This is a genomic window from Paenibacillus sp. G2S3 (assembly GCF_030123105.1).
In the GTDB taxonomy this organism is placed as follows: Bacteria; Bacillota; Bacilli; order Paenibacillales; family Paenibacillaceae; genus Paenibacillus_AQ.
Genome location: NZ_CP126095.1, coordinates 5,409,671 through 5,429,551, shown reverse-complemented (window position 1 = coordinate 5,429,551; position 19,881 = coordinate 5,409,671). Strand labels below are relative to the sequence as shown.

11 protein-coding genes, 1 tRNA gene and 1 other annotated feature are annotated in these 19,881 nt (G+C 46.6%); of the genes, 9 read left to right on the top strand and 3 right to left on the bottom strand.

What is annotated here, in order from left to right; all coding sequences use genetic code 11:
- Window positions 1–16 precede the first annotated feature (16 nt).
- Window positions 17–1,861: an asparagine synthase (glutamine-hydrolyzing) gene (gene asnB, locus QNH28_RS23870; protein ID WP_283908819.1), complete on the bottom strand. Its 1,845-nt coding sequence runs from the start codon at window positions 1,859–1,861 to the stop codon at window positions 17–19.
- A gap of 145 nt (window positions 1,862–2,006) precedes the next feature.
- Here asnB and QNH28_RS23865 point away from each other — a divergent pair, with 145 nt between their 5' ends.
- Window positions 2,007–2,363 carry a hypothetical protein gene (locus QNH28_RS23865; protein ID WP_076286059.1) on the top strand — a complete coding sequence of 119 codons (357 nt, stop codon included), beginning with the start codon at window positions 2,007–2,009 and terminating at the stop codon, window positions 2,361–2,363.
- Between the two features lie 169 nt (window positions 2,364–2,532).
- Window positions 2,533–2,606, top strand: a tRNA-Arg gene (locus QNH28_RS23860).
- A gap of 1,222 nt (window positions 2,607–3,828) precedes the next feature.
- On the opposite strand, the gene QNH28_RS23855 is transcribed toward QNH28_RS23860, so the two are convergent.
- Window positions 3,829–4,728, bottom strand: a complete 900-nt coding sequence (locus QNH28_RS23855; RefSeq protein WP_283908818.1) for a serine hydrolase domain-containing protein — start codon at window positions 4,726–4,728, stop codon at window positions 3,829–3,831.
- A 410-nt stretch (window positions 4,729–5,138) separates the two neighbouring features.
- On the opposite strand from QNH28_RS23855, the gene QNH28_RS23850 reads away from it, so the two are divergent.
- The 4 genes from QNH28_RS23850 (at window position 5,139) to QNH28_RS23835 (ending at window position 12,630) form a co-directional block, all read left to right on the top strand.
- Window positions 5,139–6,158 (top strand): LacI family DNA-binding transcriptional regulator, encoded by a 1,020-nt coding sequence (locus QNH28_RS23850; protein ID WP_042191311.1) that lies wholly within the window; start codon window positions 5,139–5,141, stop codon window positions 6,156–6,158.
- A gap of 117 nt (window positions 6,159–6,275) precedes the next feature.
- Window positions 6,276–7,025: an alpha/beta hydrolase gene (locus tag QNH28_RS23845; RefSeq protein ID WP_283908817.1), complete on the top strand. Its 750-nt coding sequence runs from the start codon at window positions 6,276–6,278 to the stop codon at window positions 7,023–7,025.
- 44 nt (window positions 7,026–7,069) lie between these two features.
- Window positions 7,070–9,238 (top strand): beta-glucosidase BglX, encoded by a 2,169-nt coding sequence (bglX, locus tag QNH28_RS23840; RefSeq protein WP_283908816.1) that lies wholly within the window; start codon window positions 7,070–7,072, stop codon window positions 9,236–9,238.
- 47 nt (window positions 9,239–9,285) lie between these two features.
- Window positions 9,286–12,630 carry a GH36-type glycosyl hydrolase domain-containing protein gene (locus tag QNH28_RS23835; RefSeq protein ID WP_283908815.1) on the top strand — a complete coding sequence of 1,115 codons (3,345 nt, stop codon included), beginning with the start codon at window positions 9,286–9,288 and terminating at the stop codon, window positions 12,628–12,630.
- Between the two features lie 61 nt (window positions 12,631–12,691).
- On the opposite strand, the gene QNH28_RS23830 is transcribed toward QNH28_RS23835, so the two are convergent.
- Complete coding sequence (locus QNH28_RS23830; RefSeq protein ID WP_283908814.1) at window positions 12,692–14,557, bottom strand: arginine--tRNA ligase; 1,866 nt, start codon at window positions 14,555–14,557, stop codon at window positions 12,692–12,694.
- A 40-nt stretch (window positions 14,558–14,597) separates the two neighbouring features.
- Window positions 14,598–14,814: a binding site (T-box leader), on the bottom strand.
- A gap of 280 nt (window positions 14,815–15,094) precedes the next feature.
- Here QNH28_RS23830 and QNH28_RS23825 point away from each other — a divergent pair.
- From QNH28_RS23825 to QNH28_RS23815, 3 genes are all read left to right on the top strand, one after another.
- Window positions 15,095–15,454 carry a hypothetical protein gene (locus QNH28_RS23825; RefSeq protein ID WP_283908813.1) on the top strand — a complete coding sequence of 120 codons (360 nt, stop codon included), beginning with the start codon at window positions 15,095–15,097 and terminating at the stop codon, window positions 15,452–15,454.
- Window positions 15,455–15,468: 14 nt separating this feature from the next.
- Window positions 15,469–18,033: a beta strand repeat-containing protein gene (locus QNH28_RS23820; RefSeq protein ID WP_283908812.1), complete on the top strand. Its 2,565-nt coding sequence runs from the start codon at window positions 15,469–15,471 to the stop codon at window positions 18,031–18,033.
- A 381-nt stretch (window positions 18,034–18,414) separates the two neighbouring features.
- Window positions 18,415–19,836 (top strand): exosporium glycoprotein BclB-related protein, encoded by a 1,422-nt coding sequence (locus QNH28_RS23815; RefSeq protein ID WP_283908811.1) that lies wholly within the window; start codon window positions 18,415–18,417, stop codon window positions 19,834–19,836.
- Window positions 19,837–19,881: the final 45 nt, after the last annotated feature.

Below are 19,881 nucleotides of genomic sequence, written 5' to 3'. Positions count from 1 at the left end.
CTGTTTGGCTTGTCGCTTATTGGATGGAGACGTTATATTTTCGCAGCCAGAGATCTACTTGGGCGAGATATGCAAACAGCTGAGGACCGGACATGAGCTGACCGAACCAAGGGAGATTGGTAGAGGATTCTGGGGAAGCGGCGATCTCACGGATTTTGGCAGCATCAATTAAAGGAAGTATAGGCGAAGTAGAGTCATCTAGAATGTTCAATACTTGTGTTCGTACTGCGTTTAAATAGGCTGGATTGTGGGTTTTTGGGTAAGGACTTTTTTTACGATATAGCACATCGTCTGGAAGAATTCCCTCAAGCGCCTTGCGCAAAATCCCTTTTTCACGACCGTTCAAGTTCTTGATTTCCCAAGGAATATTAAAGACATATTGAACAAGCCGATGATCACAATAAGGAACACGTACCTCTAGTCCTGCCCCCATACTCATTCTGTCCTTACGATCGAGCAGAGTAGGCATGAAGCGGGTAATATTTAGATAGGACATTACGCGCATTTGTGCTTGTTTACCTGTCTCCCCATCCAATTTTGGGACTTCTGCTACTGCATCGCTGTATTTGTCACCCAAATATTCCAGCGGCCGAATCCATTCATTAACTTCAGGGGATAATAGACTTGCACGCATTTTAGGAGCTACTGACCAAGGAAAAGTTCCTGAGGAGAGCATCTCCTCCCGATGAAACCAAGGATATCCGCCAAAAATCTCATCGGCAGCTTCGCCGGAAATGGCTACAGTAGCATTCTTTTTAATCTCGCGGCAAAATAAATACAAAGATGAGTCCACATCGGTCATCCCAGGTAAATCTCGTGTGTACAATGCATTATCAAGTGCTTCTACAAGCTCGGGCGTATCAAATGAGATATAGTGATGGTTTGTATTTAGTTCATCGACCATTCGCTTAATCCACGGTCCATCTGCTCCGGGCTGAAAAGTATGGCTCTTGAAGTGCTTGTCGTTATCGACATAATCGACGGAATACGTATCCACTCGTCCCTGACCATTTCGGTTGTAGTAATCAACTGCAAGTGCTGTTAGCGCACTGGAATCTAGCCCTCCCGACAAGAGTGAGCAGACAGGGACATCTGAGACTAGCTGACGTTCGAGCGTATCCTGCAGCAGTTCACGCACCTTAGCGGCTGTCTCTGCTTCATTGTCATTGTGTTGTGCGCTTTCCAGCTTCCAATAAGCGTAACTGCGAAGACCTTCACGACTATAGATCATGGCGTGCCCCGGACGAAGCTCCTGCATATCCTTATACACACCGTGTCCTGGCGTACGGGCTGGACCGATAATAAAGATTTCCGCTAGTCCTTCAGGGCCTACGACTGGCTGTACCTTGGGGTGCTGCAGGAGCGCTTTAGGCTCTGAGCCGAAAACTAAGACATCATCCACCTTACTATAGAACAGGGGCTTCACACCTAAGCGGTCGCGTGCAAAAAAGACCTGGTCCCGAAGACCGTCCCACACCGCAAAGGCAAAGATTCCATTAAGCTTCTCTGCACAATCCGGTCCCCATTCGATATAAGCATGCAGCAGAACCTCTGTGTCACATTGGGTACGGAATTGATGACCCCGCTGCTTAAGTTCTTGTTTGAGCTCGGGTGCGTTATATAATTCGCCGTTGTACACAATCGCATATACCTGTTCCTCATGGCGGGTAATCATAGGCTGCGCACCGTTCTCTGGATCGATAACGCTAAGTCTGCGGTGACCGAATGCACAGGGGCCTGAAATCCAAGTTCCAGCTGCATCGGGTCCGCGGTTTGCTAAAGTTTCAGTCATTTTGACCAGCAACTGCGAGTGCTGCGTGAGATCTCCGCGCCACTGGATAAATCCGGTTATTCCGCACATGATGGTTCATCCTCTCTTTTTGTGCGATTGTTGTCCTTACTTTTTTGCCAAGTAATACAGATATATGCCGAAGGAAGGGATAAAATGTATGTCCTTATCCGAACACTAGGAGAGAGAGGAATTTGCCAGGAGGGAAGGATGACAGGTGTATTATATTAAAGATGCCAAAATCCGCAGAATGATGGAGTATGACGGTGCGCCTTGTGCAGAAGTAGGTGTGTTGCCAGGTGCTGTTAGTGATCCTGCGCTTTTGGTGTATATCGTAGAAGATCAGCGCGAAGAAGGCTATGAGATTGTCCGTATCCTCACTAACGACGCTGATACTTCTACCGATTGGTTTGATAACAATATGCATGATGCTTTTAAGGATGTAACTTCGAGCGCTTTTACAGGCAGTATGATTATGACGCCGGAAGATGAACGTTCCAAGTTTCAGAGAGAATTAATGACATACGGAGATTTAAAAAAGCAGCTAGAGCAGCATTTTCGGAATCTGGAGTAGTATGGAGTAGAAACGAGGGTATCCTTACGCTATAAAATAGCTAGGACACCCTCGTTATTATCAAAACAGGATTATGATTACTTATTTTCCAAAATATTAGTCTTGAAAAAACTGCTGAATACGGTATAATAAATATCGTTGCGTCAATACATATCATTATTTCTTATATGTCCCGGTAGCTCAGCTGGATAGAGCATGCGCCTTCTAAGCGCACGGTCAGGGGTTCGAATCCCTTCCGGGACGTCAAGTAACAGCCTTCCTTCGGGAAGGCTGTTTTTGCGTGCAGGGGTAGAGAAGCCCGGATGGTTCGTCGTAGGAAAAGCATCGATAGGCTCAGCTTAACAGTCAGCCCGATAGGGCTGCATTCCGCCGTAGCAGCAATCGGACCCAGATGACCTTAATCGTGGAAATATGCCACTTTTGTGATATTATCGGACTCCATCGTCGCTATTGGCAACAAAAGTGCTCCAAATGAGGCTTTTTCGATAGGATAGCTGCATTGGAGTCCGAAACGCTGCTCAAAAGGCGATAAACGGGCAAATAACGTCGCCTGAGTCCGCTTGCTTCCTCAGTCTCTAGCGTGCTGATTACTTGGCGGTGTTGAGTTACTTGGTAGTTTTGAGTTACTTGCAGCGCTGGACTCTTAATGGTGTAGTAAAAATTATCGTCGTTGAACATCAAACTTCGTGTGATTAGCTCATATTTGTGTGTACGCAGCGACAATCGGACTCAAATGACCTTAAATGTGGAAATATGCCACTTTTGTGATATTATCGGACCCCATCGTCGCTATTGGCAACAAAAGTGCCTCAAATGAGGCTTTTTCGATAGGATAACTGCACTGGAGTCCGAAACGCTGCTCAAAAGGCGATAAACGGGCAAATAACGTCGCCTGAGTCCGCAAGCTTCCTCAATCTCTGGGGTGCTGATTACTTGGCGGTGTTGAGTTACTTGGTAGTTTTGGGTTACTTGTAGGCGTTGGACTTTTAGTGACGTAGGAGAAATTATGGTCGTTGAACACCAATCTTGGTGCGAATAGCTCATATTTGTGCGTACGCAGGAGCAATCGGACCCAGATGACCTTAATCGTGGAAATATGCTACTTTTGTGATAATATCGGACTCCATCGTCGCTATTGGCAACAAAAGAGCCCTAAATGATGCTTTTTCAATAGGATAGCTGCACTGGAGTCCGAAACACTGCTCAAAAGGCGATAAACGGGCAAATAACGTCGCCTGAGTCCGCGAGCTTCCTCAGCCTCAGGAGTGCTGGTTACTTGGCGGTGTTGAGTTACTTGGTAGTTTTGAGTTACCTGAAGACTTTGGACTCTTATCGGTGTTGAGAAATTATGGTCGTTAAACACTAAACTTCGTTTTCCATCGCAACTTCAGGGGTGCTGATCAGCGTATATGTAATCAGCCAATTATGCGACGCTAACCTCAATCCCATAAAAAAAAGACCGCTCCTAAAGAAGCGGCCAAATCTCCTCCCAGACAGTGTCTAGAATAGCTTGCATATTATCCTCCATACTGTTAATGGCGATTACCACTTGAGCATCCGGGGCAACAATGCAGAATTGACCATGAGCGCCATCAGCACGATAAGCATCGTGAGTGCACAGCCAGAATTGACAGCCGTACCCTTGGCCCCAATCGCGATCGCCGCTATTTTCGATCTGCTTTTGCGTGACAAAGTCGATCCAAGCTGCAGGAATAAGCTGCTGCCCTTTCCACACTCCTTTTTGCAAAAGAAGCTGTCCAAATCGGCTTAGTTCTTCCGTATTGATCTGAAGTCCGGCACAACCGAGGGTGATCCCTTGAGGGGCCATCTCCCATTCGACATTTTCTATGCCTAGTGGGGCAAAGAGGCGGGGAACGAGGTAATCTTTTACGGTTTGTCCTACACTTTCCTGTACCATTGCAGAGATCATAATGGTATCCCCGCTGCTGTAAGTAAAATGTTCCCCAGGAGGTCTATCTAAAGGCAGAGATAGATAATGTTGTATCCAGTTTACATCTTTCAATGCTAATCTTTCTTCAATCCAAAACGGGGGAGAATCATGCCCTGTACTCATGCGCAATAAATCGAACAAAGTCAATTCCCCAGGTTGCATGGAGGGAAGGACCTCTTTGTGAGTAACTGCGTAATCCGGAAACACATCTTTTAATGTAGTATCTAGTGTTAGCTTTCCTTCTTCGATGGCCAGGCCTACCGCCATACATGTGAAAGATTTACTGACCGAATGCTGCAAACGCCGAATATCCTCTGCGAGATCCACTTTCCCCACTAGCGTTCCGTTTTGAAGCACACGAACATTGAACACATTCAATCCACGTTCGCGGATTTGAGCTTCAAAGCGAGTCATGTTTAACATAAAAAGCAGCCCTCTCTCTCTATGATTCCAAGCTTGATAAGGAAGTTTGTCGATCAAAATGATTGAAAATAGAGTGGAAACGTTTCCTCTAACCGGATATTAAACAGCTAAATCGATGGTATTCCATTCTTGTTTTAAAGTCAATAAAGGCAAAGAAACTACTATTCAACATAAATCTCCTTAAAATCTAAAGTGGTTTTCAAGCGTGAATCATTTTTAGTCAAAAATCATAGGTTGACTTCTAAAAAATATCTGTCCATAATGAACGTATTAAGCGATTTGAATACGAAAACAGTCAAAATGATGTCATGGGAAACGTTTCCCATCATTTCATGGGTTTCCATTAAGCTGATTTCATCAGGTGAAGGGGAGCTCATTATAGGGGTGAAACAGGGGGAATTATGAATATCAAGGACATTGCAAGGCTATCAGGCGTTGGTATCGCCACGGTTTCCAGGGTAATCAATAACTCCGGTGTAGTAAGTGATGCAACCAGAGCTAAAGTAATGGCTGTTGTAAGAGAACATAATTATATTCCAAATGGAAATGCGAGCAATCTGAAGAAAACGCGTTCTAATACGATAGCGCTTATGGTTAAAGGAATTGCAAACCCGTTTTTTGCAGACATGATCAAAGAAGTAGAGCGTCAAGTGAATTTGCGCGGCTGCCCGCTTCTGATCCAGCATGTTGAAGATGGAGTAGATGAGATCAATGCGGCTCTTCAGCTCGTGAAGGAAAAGAATTTGTACGGGGTAATTTTTATGGGTGGTACATATGACCATTCCGAAGAAAAATTCAAACAATTGCCGATCCCATTCGTTTTGACTACCATCACGACTACGAAGGATGTTGATCCTGCTGTATTCTCCAGTGTGATCATTGATGATATGCAAGAGTCTTATAAAGCTGTGAGCTATCTAATCTCACTCGGACACCGGAACATTTGCTTTTTGGCCAGATTTCCTTTGGTTCAGCATACTACCGGCAACCGTCGTCTTATGGGTTATATCAAGGCACTTGAGGATCATGGAATTGAGTATGATGCTTCCTTAGTAGAGGATTGTGAATACAGTCCAAGTTCTGGCTTTACGGCTACGAAAAGACTACTCAATAAGAAAAAAGACATCACCGCTGTATTTGCCGCATCAGATACCATTGCTATCGGAGCAGCCAAAGCTCTATTATCTTTAGGTCTATCGATTCCAAATGATATTTCGATCATCGGATTTGACGGTATAGAGATGGCAGAATACTATCACCCATCGCTGGATACGATTAGCCAACCTGGGGTGGATATGGCGAAAGCCAGTGTTGAAATTCTGTTTGACCTGATTTCGGGACAATCGGAGAACAAACATGTGGTATTCGAGTCTGTTTTGGTGAAGCGGGGATCTTGTAAGAAGATTAATAAACAAGCATAAACGCCTTCGGCGTCCTTATAAGGACGGTAAGCGTTTGAGCGAGAAATAGAAGGATAATTTATAGCGTAAGCATATAATTTCTTATATTTTAAAAAAGGTTCCGTAAGGAGATGACATATGGCACTTCTAACCGTTGAGACTGGTTCTCCTACCTTAAGAATGACAACGTCCATCAGTATCATCTCCCCCGTTGATTCGGGCAACACCACCGGAGGAACGCTCTATCTGTTACATGGTGCTGGCGATAATGCTAGCACATGGTACAGGCTGACCACCATTGAGCAGTATGCTAACAAGTATGGCTGCACAGTCATAATGCCTCAGGTAGGCAGAAGCTATTATACAGATATGGAGTACGGACTGGATTACTTCCATTATGTTACGCAAGAGCTTCCTGAGCTTTGTGGCCGAATGTTGAGACTGGATGATGATCCGCATAAGACGTATGTTGCGGGTCTATCGATGGGCGGATATGGGGCATTAAAATGTGCGCTTACCTATCCCGAGCGTTACAGCAAAGTAGTTTCCTTATCAGGCGTTACAGATATTCAGAAAAGATTGAGAGACCCGCAAATGTCTTCGGATATGGCGAGGGAGATGGCAGGCGCTTTCGGAAAACGCTTACAAATTAAGCCGGATCAAGATATATATGCTTTAGCGGCTAAATTGGTCGGCGATAAACGGAAGTTGCCTTCGATTCTGACCTGCTGTGGTTCGGAAGATCCATTTGTGGAGATGAACAGGGAATTTGCTTCGCATATGCAAGCAAGTCCCTATACATTTCAATATGTTGAGACCCCAGGAACGCATGAATGGAGATTCTGGGAGAAACATCTGAAGACAACTTTTGATTTCTTGTACAACTAAGAGCAATGAGCAATTGCAGAAAGAGATATTATGGAGGATTTGAGATGAAAGACCAGCAACTGACGTCGCTGCTAAACCAGATGACGCTTGAAGAGAAAATAGCACAATTGCAGCAGCTAGCCGCTAATTTCTATGAAGGAGCGGAAGAAGGAGGGCAAATCACTGGCCCTATGGCATCCATGGGGATTACGGATCACATGATTGAGAACAGTGGTTCAGTACTTGGACTTTCGGGGGCAGAGCAAGTCATTGCCGTCCAGGAAGCTCACTTACGTAAAAATAGATTGGGTATTCCATTGCTGATGATGGCGGATATCGTACATGGCTTTAAGACGATTTTTCCGGTACCACTGGCGATTGGATGCTCTTGGGATATGGAACGAGCAGAGCTGAGCGCGGAGATTGCGGCTAAAGAAGCGGCAGTATCTGGTGTACACGTTACTTTTGCACCTATGGCCGATCTTGTTCGGGACCCACGCTGGGGAAGAGTGATGGAGTCTACCGGCGAGGATCCTTATTTGAATGGTAGGTTTGCCCGTGCATTTGTACGCGGATTTCAGGGAAGTGACTTGACGGGTGATATAAGTCGTATGGCGGCTTGTGTGAAGCACTTTGCAGCCTATGGTCTATCCGAAGGCGGACGGGATTATAATACGGTCGATTTATCAGAACGTCAGCTACGGGAATATTATCTGCCAGCCTATCGTGCAGCACTGGATGAGGGTGCAGAAATGGTTATGACTTCATTCAACACGATTGACGGGATTCCGATAAGCGGAAACGTTAAGCTGCTTCGTCAGCTGCTGCGTGAGGAATGGGGCTTTGATGGCGTGTTGATCTCGGATTGGGGCGCGGTGAAGGAACTGATCCCGCATGGTGTCGCCGAGGATGAGGCTGAAGCAGCACTTAAAGCTATCAAAGCTAGCGTGGATATCGAGATGATGACAGAGTGTTATGTTCACCAATTGCCAACTCTTGTAGCTGAAGGGCAAGTGGATGAAAGCATCATTGATGAAGCCGTACTTCGTATTTTGAAATTGAAGCAAAGACTGGGCTTGTTTGAGAATCCGTTACGTGGGGCAGATATAGAGAAAGAGCGCGAGGTAATTTTCTGTGAGGCTCACCGGACAGCAGCGAGAGAATTAGCGGTTAAATCCTGCGTTCTACTGAAGAATGATCAGGTTCTGCCGCTTGCGGCAGAGCAGCGGATTGCGCTAATCGGACCGTTTGCCAATAACGGAGATATTCTTGGGCCATGGTCTTGGTTGGGTTCAACAGAAGAAGCTAGCCGTCTTGCTCCAGCCCTTGAAGCTCGTGCAGCTGCAGGTAAGATTACCGTTGCAGAAGGCTCCGGGATTGAGACCTTAACAGAAGAGCAATGGCTGGAGGCGAAAGCGGTAGCGCTGGAAGCCGATGTAATTGTGCTGGCGCTTGGAGAACATTCGGATATGAGCGGAGAAGCTGGAAGTCGTTCAGATATCCGCTTGCCGGAAGCGCAGCGTGAGCTTTTGCAACGTATGAAGACGCTGGGTAAGCCTGTTGTAGTGGTGTTGTTTAACGGACGCCCACTGGATCTTAGTGGTGTGATCGAGAACGCGGACGCCATTCTGGAAGCCTGGTTCCCAGGAAGCGAGGGCGGTGCCGCGATTACCAGTCTACTGTATGGAGATGAGAATCCGTCCGGAAGATTGACGATGTCTTTCCCTGTATCTGTAGGACAAATTCCGGTCTATTACAATCATTTTAATACTGGACGTCCTCTTCATGTACCGGGTGCTGACAAGCGTTATGTCTCACAATATCTGGACATTCCTAATGAGCCGTTCCTGCCATTTGGCTTTGGTCTTAGCTATACGACATTTGGCTACAGTGAACCGATCCTTTCCGGTGAAATAATGACGAAGGATCAGCCTATTAAAGTAACTGTTACGGTGACTAATACAGGTAATGTACAAGGTGAAGAGGTAGTGCAGCTCTATATCCGAGACATTTCAGGAGAAGTTGTTAGACCAATGAAGGAACTGAAAGACTTTGCTAAGATCAGCCTCTCCCCGGGAGAAAGCCAGGAAGTGAGCTTTACGCTTACGGAAGAACAGCTTCGTTACTATCATAGCGATTTAAGCTTTAGCAGTGATCCGGGACAATTCAAATTGTTCGTAGGTCCAAATAGCCAAGAGGTTAAAGAACGCGATTTTCGCTTAACATTAGCTTAACTAGAATATATACGACACAGGCTGTCGTAATAGAGGAGTGCAAGAATATGACTACTAATATGAATTCTAACATCCATTTAAACGCTGGAGACTTATCATTCACTTTTACAAACAGTGGGGACTTGTTCCAAGTTCTCCATGAACGGACAATGATCAATCAATTGCTACCTAATATCGTGGATGGCTCCTTATCCAACCTATATTTACGCATTCATAGTAATGGAAGCATTCAAGCTGTTCCTTTGCTGGGCATTCATTCCTCAAGCACTGTACGTAAGGCTGGAAACCGCTTGGTTTGGGAAGGTACAGCGGAAAATATCGAGTATCAGGTTATTTTTACTCCGACAGCTCAAGGCGCTTGGTTCTGGGATGTGAAACTTACAGGGCAAAATGCAGATGTGGATCTCGTGTACGGGCAAGATGTGGGTATTGCCGATATCGGTGCAGTTCGCAGTAATGAAGCCTACCTGTCACAATATATTGATCATGCCGTATTCGAGGATCAGTCGAAGGGATATGTCGTATGCTCCAGACAGAATCAGCCGCAAGGTGGTAAATTCCCATATTTGCAGCAAGGTGCGATCACTAAGGCAGCAAGCTTTTCAACAGATGGTTTTCAATTCTTCGGATTGTCTTATAAAGAGACCAATCAGCCGGAAAGTCTGAGTCGTGAACAATTAAGCAATGAAATCTATCAATATGAATTCGCTTATACTGCGCTGCAATCGGAGCGGGTGAAGCTGAGTGGTGAAGCCCAGTTTGTATTTTATGGATTGTTCAAGCAAGATCATCCAGAAGCGATTACCTCGTTAGAATTCACGAAGGACGTTGCTGCGGCTTGGGAAGCTGTAAAAGAGTTACCATTAGAAGCTGAAGCACCGATCGAGCGTTCTTTCTTGACCAAAGAGCTGGGAGCACCGTTAGCTGCAAATTCTCTGACGAGCGAAGAGATCGATGCCTTGTTCCCGGTTCGTTATCAAGAGGAGAAAGAGGGAGACTTACTACTATCTTTCTTCACAGAAAATTATGAGCATGTTGTATTGAAAGAAAAGGAACTCAGAGTAGAGAGACCACACGGTCATATTCTAATGAGTGGAGATAACGCCCGACTTAACGATAAGGTTATCACTACGACTTCCTATATGTACGGAATATTTAACTCTCAAGTCGTTATTGGCAATACCAATTTCAACAAGCTCATGACCAATGCCAGAAATGCACTAAACATTCCAAAAGCTTCGGGACAAAGAATCTATGTGCAGTGGAATGGCGAATATCGCCTCCTGACCATGCCTTCTCTGTTCGAAGTTGGTTTCAACTATTCCCGTTGGTATTACAGAACAGATGGTGAATGCTTCATTATTACGAACTACACTACTGCAGATTCTCCGGAGATATTCCTGAATGTGCGTACGGAAAGTGGAAAAGCTTATCGCTATTTAGTTACTAATCAAATCACTATGAACGTTAACGAATACGAGCTTCCATATCAATTCAAGCAAGAAGAGGGAACTGTAACCTTCTCTGCTGATAGAAGCGCACTAAGTGCAGGAGAATATCCTGATCTGCAGTATAAATTTAAGGTACAGGGAGCGGATTTCACTCTTCAAAATGAAGGTAGACTTGTCTCTCATGCTGAGCAATCTGATGCACCGCTAGCTATTCTGGAATTGTCGGAGAGCAGTGAGTGGACATTGAACATTCAAGGTCTTCTGGATGGTAAGGAGATTCAATCGAGCAGCCGTACAGCTGAAGAGGAGATTTCCGCATACCGCGAGTTCTATAGTGGGGTTATGAATGGCTTCCGCTTGACGTTAGGTGATGGGTCAGAAGGTGAGTTGTTTAAGGTTAATGCTCTAGCTTGGTGGTATACGCATAATATGCTCGTCCATTATTCTGTCCCTCACGGATTGGAACAATATGGCGGCGCTGCTTGGGGAACCCGTGACGTGTGTCAGGGACCGGTGGAATACTTCATGGCTACGCAAAAATACGAACAGGTTCGTGAAATATTGCTGACTCTGTATGCTCATCAATATGAAGATGATGGTAACTGGCCACAGTGGTTCATGTTTGATAAATATACGAAGATTCAGCAAGAAGAGAGCCACGGAGATATTATTGTATGGCCCCTCAAAGTGCTTGGAGATTATTTGGCGGTAACGCAAGACTACAGTATTTTGCAAGCAACTGTGCCGTATACTCGTAAGCATAGCTTTGATTTTACTGAAGAAAAAGCGACACTGCTGGATCATGCACGGAAGGAAGTTGCTTACATTAAGAATCACTTCCTGCATGACACGCATTTGTCTTCTTACGGTGATGGAGACTGGGATGATACACTACAGCCTGCAAATCCACAGCTGAAGCAGTACATGGTTAGCAGTTGGACAGTGGCGCTTACCTATCAGACATTGAATCAGTTCTCAGAAGTGCTTCATAAAGTTGATCCAGCAGGTTCGGAAGAGCTGAAAGCGATGGTAGAGGGAATTCGTGAGGATTTCAATACACATATGCTCCAATCTGAGGTAATTCCCGGCTTCTTGTATATGGAGGACCCAGAGCAAGTGAAGCTTATGGTACATCCAAGTGATACGGAAACAGGGATCCAATACCGTCTGCTGCCAATGACGCGCAGTATGATCAGTGAGCTGCTGACACCAGAACAGGCCGAAGCGCACTATGAAGTGATCCAGGATAAACTGTTCTGTCCAGATGGCGTTCGTCTAATGAACCGTCCAGCTCAATATGTTGGTGGCGTTAGCACCCATTTCAAACGTGCGGAGCAAGCTTCTAACTTTGGTCGGGAAATTGGACTTCAATATGTACATGCACATATCCGTTATGTAGAAGCTATGGCTAAGCTAGGGAAAACCGATCAGGTTTGGAATGGCCTAGCGGCGATCAATCCGATCGGAATCCGTGACGTGGTGCCAAACGCTGAACTACGTCAAGCTAACTCTTATTTCAGTAGCTCGGATGGTAAATTTAACACCCGTTATGAGGCGCAGGAGAATTTTGATAAGCTGCGTAATGGTGACGTAGCGGTCAAAGGTGGCTGGAGAATCTATTCTAGCGGTCCTGGGATCTATATGAACCAGTTGATCTCGAATGCACTAGGGATCCGTACGGAAGGCGGAGATTTAATTATCGACCCAATTCTGCCGGAGTCGCTGGACGGAATGCGCTTTAGCTTTGAATATGCAGGCACTAAGGTAGACTTTATTTATCACCTTACGGGCTCTGATAACAGTCGGATTACTGTTAACGGTACGGAAGTGCAAGCCGAAGGTACGCTTAATCGCTACCGTAGTGGCGGTATCCGTATCAAACGTGAAGACTTTGATCGTCTCTGCGTAGAAGCTGGAAATGTGATACACATTTATAAGTAAGATAATAATAGAAGGGCAATCTCCGCCATAAACGTGGAGATTGCCCTTTTTTCTATATCTTCTACATACGGCTCGGAGTCGGTAACCCAAGCACATTTAGCACATCACCTAAAGTGTCCTTAAATCTCGAAGTGAGCCAGAGGCGGAACGCGATGGTAGCTTCCTCACCTTTTAAAATCGGACATATAGAATAGAAGTTATTGAAGAGTGTGGCTAAGGTATGCGCATACGTGCAGAGTATATTCGGCGTTAATTCTATGCTGGCAGAATACAATGTCTCCTGCCAGAGGCTAAGCTGTCTCAGCAGCGCAAGCTCTGCTTTTTCCATTTCGATTGGGAATTGAAGCTGTGAGGCATCTGTAATGAATGGAATTGTAGATTTGCTCAACACACTGCTAGCACGCGCATAGGTGTACATCAGATAAACCCCGGTATTACCAGATATTTCGGTAGCCTGTTTGAAATCAAACACGATTTCCGTTCCCAGGTTAAACCGCAGCAGATAATAACGAATAGCAGCAGCTGCAATGATATGGCTGGAAAGACCCTCTTTATCGGAGCGCGAATGTTCTATGTTCTGTTCCATAAGCTTTACTAAATCGCTCACCTTAACGCCGATTCCTTGGCGCCCGGACATGGCATAAGAAGATTTCCCTTCTGAAACATCTATCCCCAGCTCAGCAGCAGAGGCCGGACTAAGAGAAACAACGCCATAACTTACATGATGGAGCTTCTCAGCCTGATTGTTATAACCTAATGCGCCTAAAGCTTGCTTAACCATTTGTTGCGGATATTCCTGTCTATAATCAATCACGTTAATGACACGGTCCGCATGTCCATAGGGGGCCTGGGTTCCGGTTAATCCTGTGGTCCATAAACCGGACGAGAATTCACTGTAGGTGAAATCTTTGGATAGTAGACCGAATTTCCAGAGATGATAGGCAATGTCTTTGGCAGTGTACGTCAAAATCCCATTCGAACGCACAAGCACCTTATCCATCTGATGATCCTCTGAATCCGCTCCACTGCTAACCTCTGTCCCTTGCTTTAGCACCCAGCAGCCCGCAAGCTTACCTTCAGTCTCCTGTACAAAAACTGCCGTTTGCTTCAATAGCTCAGATGCGGCTACCCAGAATCCCTCTTTTAAAATATTGCTCTCCCATACCAGCAGGTCATAGTGAATACTGAAACGCTTCATTTCCGCTACATGCTCTCTCACAATACGTTCAGCGACAAGGTTACCCAGCCACGCCTCATTGCCGTCACCCTGTTCAAGGGCATGCAGCATATCCGTGCGTTTGTGCGTCATCTCTGGATTCTGTGCATATTCTTTGTTCACTTTGGCATAAAGATCCCAGCAGTAATCCCCGAACCGTTGATGATTGCCTTCCAAAGGTACATTTAATAAACCCACGACTGTATCTGCGAGCTGGTTGCCCAGATCATCAACATAGTTATGGACCTCTACGTTATGTCCGGTTCTTTTCATAATTCTGACCAGCGCATCGCCGATGCAAGCATTTCTCAGGTGACCTACATGAGCAGCTTTGTTTGGATTGATTGAAGTGTGCTCGATGATGACCTTTTCCCCCGTGCTGTCTGGCAGATCGAAGGAATGTTTAGCCCATGCCTGCCAATCCATATACAAATTAATAAATCCAGGAGCAGCTACTTCGACTTTTTGTAAAAGACCGGTGTAACTCTCTTGTAATTTAATTTCTGCTTTTACTAACTCTGCTATGACGAGGGGGGATTTGCGCAGGGTTTTAGCTAGCTGCATGGCAATGTTGCAGGAATAATCACCATGCTCTAGATTAGCTGGCTGTTCGATCAGAATAGCAACATCGTTCGGGTAGGCAACTTCTAAGGTGTGGAATACTTTTTTTACACTTTGTTCAATGCTTTTTTTGATGATTTGACTTAACATGCTATACCCTCCTTTGAAAATACAAAAAAGCCCTCGTCTCAAAAGAGACGAGGGCTTTAGCGCTCGCGGTACCACTCTCGTTGCTAAACAGACGTTTAGCCACCTTACAGGATAACGGTCTTCAGCCGGGACTTCCTACTTGGGTTTAGAAGTCCATCTCACGGGTGCGCTTCATTAGGTGATCTGTACCGGCTTACACTTACCCGGCTCGCTGAGGACTAGAACACGTTAACTACTCTCCCGTTCATCGATGCTTGAATAATTTTTATCAGTATAACTAATATTTCGAAAAAAGCAATAGGGGCTTACTCAGAAAAATCTACAAAATGCTTGAGTTTTAGATTGTCCGATTAGTAGATCATAAATTCAAACAATAGAAGGTTGTCTTTTTTTGAGTGGTAATTCCTTTGCATAAATGTCCACACATTAACTTTAAATACAGAATATTACTATATAGAGCTATTAATTATGAACCATGTTACTAGTGTTATAGTTTGTAATTTTTTAATTTGCAGTGGAAGGGAGGAGCGAATAAAGATGGCATTATTTTCAACCGGACCTATGGATAATGGTCCAATTATGGGGATTAGACAGACACAAATCGTAACAGTAAAAGTAGTTAATCGTGATTCTCTTAATCCATATAATCTCGTCATTCAAGGCTTTTATCTAAATGGATTAAGAACGATGTATGTGAATGAAATGGTAAGTCTCGCACCTAACCAAGTTCTAACTAGAGACTATTTTGCTGATTTAGATGCATTTGAATTTGAGTTTGCGACATCAGAAGAAGTTGAAGCACAGATAGGGATCTCGGTCTGGGGAAAGCAGGCTTCGGGGCAATTGGTAGATTCTCATCGTATAGTAGCGTGGGAAAAACATACAGCAATAATCTAAAGGAGTGTTGAAAATTGAGCTATTTATCTACCGGGCCGATAGATAATACCATGGTGGGAGGTATACGACCAACTCAGCATGTTACGATCAAAATCGATAACCGAAGCGACGTTATTACTTCTACGGTTCTCGTCCAAGGATATTATATGGATGGGACAAGAACTATGTATGTTAGTCAGCTTGTTAATGTTATGCCTGAGCAAGTTATAACAACAGATTATTATGCGGATTTTGATGCGTTTGAATTTATTTTTACAACTTTAAGCCTGGTAGATGATCCTATTCAAATTTCAGTCTGGGGAAAAAATAGTATGGGTCAAATTGTGGCTGCTCACCGACTAGTCCATTCTGAATTACTCGGAGCAACGGTAGGGGTAACTGGGGCAACAGGAGCAGCCGGAGCAGATGGAGTAACAGGGGCAACGGGAGTGGCAGGTGCGGATGGAGCAGATGGAGCGACTGGGGCAACGGGAGTAGCAGGTGCAACTGGTGCAACAGGGGCAGCCGGAGCAGATGGGGTAACTGGGGCAACAGGAGCAGCCGGAGGAGCGACTGGGGTGACTGGAGCAGATGGAGCGACAGGAGCAACGGGAGCAGATGGAGTGACTGGGGCAACGGGAGCAGATGGAGCGACAGGGGCAACAGGGGCAGATGGAGCAACAGGGGCAACCGGAGCAGATGGAGCGACAGGGGCAACCGGAGCAGATGGAGCGACAGGGGCAACCGGAGCAGATGGAGCGACTGGTGCAACGGGAGCAGATGGAGCGACTGGTGCAACGGGAGCAGACGGAGTGACAGGAGCAACGGGAGCAGATGGAGCGACTGGTGCAACGGGAGCAGACGGAGTGACAGGAGCAACGGGAGCAGATGGAGCGACTGGTGCAACCGGAGCAGATGGAGCGACTGGGGCAACGGGTGCGGATGGAGCGACTGGTGCAACGGGAGCGGCCGGAGTGACAGGAGCAACGGGAGCAGATGGAGCGACAGGAGCAACGGGAGCCGATGGAGCGACAGGAGCAACGGGAGCAGACGGGGCGACTGGTGCAACGGGAGCAGATGGAGCGACTGGTGTAACGGGAGCGGCTGGAGTGACAGGAGCAACGGGAGCAGACGGGGCGACTGGTGCAACCGGAGTAGCCGGAGTGACTGGAGCGACGGGAGCAGACGGAGTGACTGGTGCAACCGGAGCAGCCGGAGTGACCGGAGCGACGGGAGCCGCTGGAGTGACTGGAGCAACGGGAGCGGACGGAGTGACAGGAGCAACGGGAGCAGACGGGGCGACTGGTGCAACCGGAGTAGCCGGAGTGACTGGATCAACCGGAGCAGCCGGAGTGACTGGAGCAACAGGGGCAGATGGAGCGACTGGTGCAACGGGAGCGGCCGGAGTTACAGGAGCAACGGGAGCCGCTGGAGTGACTGGAGCGACGGGAGCCGACGGTGTGACTGGTGCAACCGGAGTAGCCGGAGTGACAGGAGCGACGGGAGCCGCTGGAGTGACAGGAGCAACGGGAGCAGCCGGAGTGACTGGAGCAACGGGAGCCGACGGAGTGACAGGTGCAACGGGAGCCGATGGAGTGACTGGAACGACGGGAGCGGCAGGTGTAACTGGAGCAACAGGAGAGGCAGGTGCGACAGGGGCAACCGGAGCGGCAGGTGTAACTGGAGCAACAGGAGCCGACGGAGTGACTGGAGCAACAGGGGCAACTGGAGTGACTGGAGCAACGGGAGCCGATGGAGTGACTGGAGCAACAGGGGCAGCTGGATTGACTGGGGCAACGGGAGCAACAGGAGCGACTGGAGCAACGGGAGCGGACGGAGTGACTGGAGCAACGGGAGCAACGGGAGCAGCCGGAGTGACAGGTGCAACGGGAGCGGACGGAGTGACAGGTGCAACGGGAGCAGCCGGAGTGACAGGCGCAACGGGAGCAGCAGGTGTAACTGGAGCAACGGGAGCCGACGGAGTGACTGGAGCAACAGGGGCAGCTGGATTGACTGGGGCAACTGGAGTAACTGGAGCAACAGGAGTAACAGGAGCAACAGGAGCAACTGGTGTAACAGGAATAACTGGTGTGACTGGAGCAACAGGGCCGAATATTCAAGCTGAGGGATTCTCTGCGTTCCTATCAGCTTTGTCAGTTTCTACTTCGTCCCAACTGACTGGATGGTCTGTGGCCTCTCCTTTCTATTCTGATCCTTCCTTTAACCCTGTTACGGGAAATTACACAGTTCCGACAACGGGTAGATATTCTATTGAAGCGACCATTAACTATTCCACAACTGCCTCAATCTCAATTAGTCTTGGTAGTGGGACTAATCCAGCTTTCGTAGTTCAGAGAACTTCTCCTACTTCAACAAATCTGGTAAGTGGATTATTCCCTGTGTTGGATGTGAATGTTGCGCTTATTCTAGATTTGAGAGCTATTTTGGGAAGTGGGACTGTAACGCTGGTTGGAGAATTTGCACTAACAGCAGGTGATGTTATTGGCTTGTTCTATGTTTCTAATGGCTTGACGGTTCCTTTGAATCTGGGCGGTGCTAATACTTCGGGTATAGTTTGGTCTGTTCATGAATTGACGTAAATTTATCTCTGAGTTAATGGTACAAAGAGGGGATACTCAGTAGCCGTAAGTAAGGCTTCCTGAGCTATCCTCTGTTTTGTTAACGGGACATGTTGTAAGCAGGACGGAATAATGCTTCCAAGATTTTCAGTCTAGTTGAATGATGATAGATTTATAGATTTTTCCAATAGCACTCAATATGTATAATAGTAGCTTTTGATAGATGTCCACACATTAAAAAGAGAAAAGAATATTACTATTAAGAGCCGAAAATTTCCAACTGAAAAATATAATAGGCTCATTGTTAGCGAATTTAGAGTAGATCGGAGGAATGATTATAGTAACGCTACTATTTAGAATTTTGTGCAGGCAATCTATTTAAAAATAAAAGGAGTTGATAACTTGAGTTATTTATCTACTGGACCTATAGAGAACAATCTGGTAAGCGGTGAAAGACCCACTCAGCTTGTTACTATTAAACTTGTTAATCAGAGTGATGTCACTGCGTCGTTGATTCAAATCGAAGGATATTATATGAACGGTACAAGAACACTATATGTTAGTGAACTTCATACTGTGGGACCTAATGAAGTACTAACAAATGATTATTATGCAAATTTTGATTCATTCGAATTTTCATTCACAACACCAACTTTGATAGACGATCCAATTCCAGTCTCAGTTTGGGGAAAAAGCAGCACAGGTCAATTAGTGACTGCTCATCGGCTTGTCTACTCTGAATTGTATGGTGAAAATATAGGTTATTCAGGAGCCACTGGAGCCACTGGAGCCACTGGAGCCACCGGAGATACCGGAGCGACAGGAAGTACAGGTGCGACCGGAGCAGCAGGAAGCGCTGGAGTTACCGGAGCGACAGGAAGTGCCGGAGCGACAGGAAGTGCCGGCGTGACTGGAGCGACGGGAAGTGCAGGTGCAACAGGAGCGACAGGAAGCGCAGGTGCAACAGGTGTAACAGGAGCGACAGGAAGCGCAGGTGCAACAGGTGTAACAGGAGCGACAGGAAGCGCAGGTGCAACAGGTGTAACAGGAGCGACAGGAAGCGCAGGTGTAACAGGAGCAACAGGAGCAACAGGAGCAACAGGAAGCGCAGGAGCAATAGGAGCAACGGGAAGTGCAGGTGCAACAGGAGCAACGGGAAGTGCAGGTGCAACAGGAGCGACAGGAAGCGCAGGGGTTACCGGAGCAACGGGAAGCGCAGGTGTAACAGGAGCGACAGGAAGCGCAGGTGTAACTGGAGCAACAGGAAGTGCTGGCGTAACCGGAGCCACCGGAGCTACTGGTTCGGGTGCGATTATTCCATACGCTTCTGGTCTGCCAGCTGTTATGACCACAGTATTGGGAGGTCTTTTGAATACTTCAAGCGCAGTTGGCTTCGGAAGCAACGCAACCAATATTGCTATTACAGGTGGCACTATAGATCTTACAGGAGCAGCTGGAACCTTATTGAACTTTGCATTCTCAGCTCCTCGCGCCGGAACGATCACTTCTATGGCAGCCTATTTCAGTACAACAGCTGCGCTTAGTTTATTAGGCTCTACAGTAACAATCACTGCTCAATTATACAGTTCTTCTACCCCTAACAATACGTTTACTGCAGTCCCAGGTGCTGTAGTCACATTAAGTCCTCCATTTACAGGTGTTCTTTCACTTGGCACAATTAGCAGTGGTATTACTACAGGCTTGAGCATTCCAGTAACCATTGGAGAACGGTTACTGTTGGTCTTCACTTCAACGGTAACGGCCGGAGTTGACATTGCGACAACCATTGCTGGCTATGCTAGCGGAGGAGTTACAATCGCTTAACCTGACGAATCTGAAATAGGGATATCCCAAAAGCCGTATGGCTAG

Excerpts from the sequence above, each read along its gene's own strand:
- asnB (WP_283908819.1), bottom strand. The coding sequence starts at position 1,861 with ATGTGCGGAATAACCGGATTTATCCAGTGGCGCGGAGATCTCACGCAG.
- QNH28_RS23855 (WP_283908818.1), bottom strand. The coding sequence starts at position 4,728 with ATGACTCGCTTTGAAGCTCAAATCCGCGAACGTGGATTGAATGTGTTC.
- QNH28_RS23850 (WP_042191311.1), top strand. The coding sequence starts at position 5,139 with ATGAATATCAAGGACATTGCAAGGCTATCAGGCGTTGGTATCGCCACG.
- QNH28_RS23845 (WP_283908817.1), top strand. The coding sequence starts at position 6,276 with ATGGCACTTCTAACCGTTGAGACTGGTTCTCCTACCTTAAGAATGACA.
- bglX (WP_283908816.1), top strand. The coding sequence starts at position 7,070 with ATGAAAGACCAGCAACTGACGTCGCTGCTAAACCAGATGACGCTTGAA.
- QNH28_RS23835 (WP_283908815.1), top strand. The coding sequence starts at position 9,286 with ATGACTACTAATATGAATTCTAACATCCATTTAAACGCTGGAGACTTA.
- QNH28_RS23830 (WP_283908814.1), bottom strand. The coding sequence starts at position 14,557 with ATGTTAAGTCAAATCATCAAAAAAAGCATTGAACAAAGTGTAAAAAAA.
- QNH28_RS23825 (WP_283908813.1), top strand. The coding sequence starts at position 15,095 with ATGGCATTATTTTCAACCGGACCTATGGATAATGGTCCAATTATGGGG.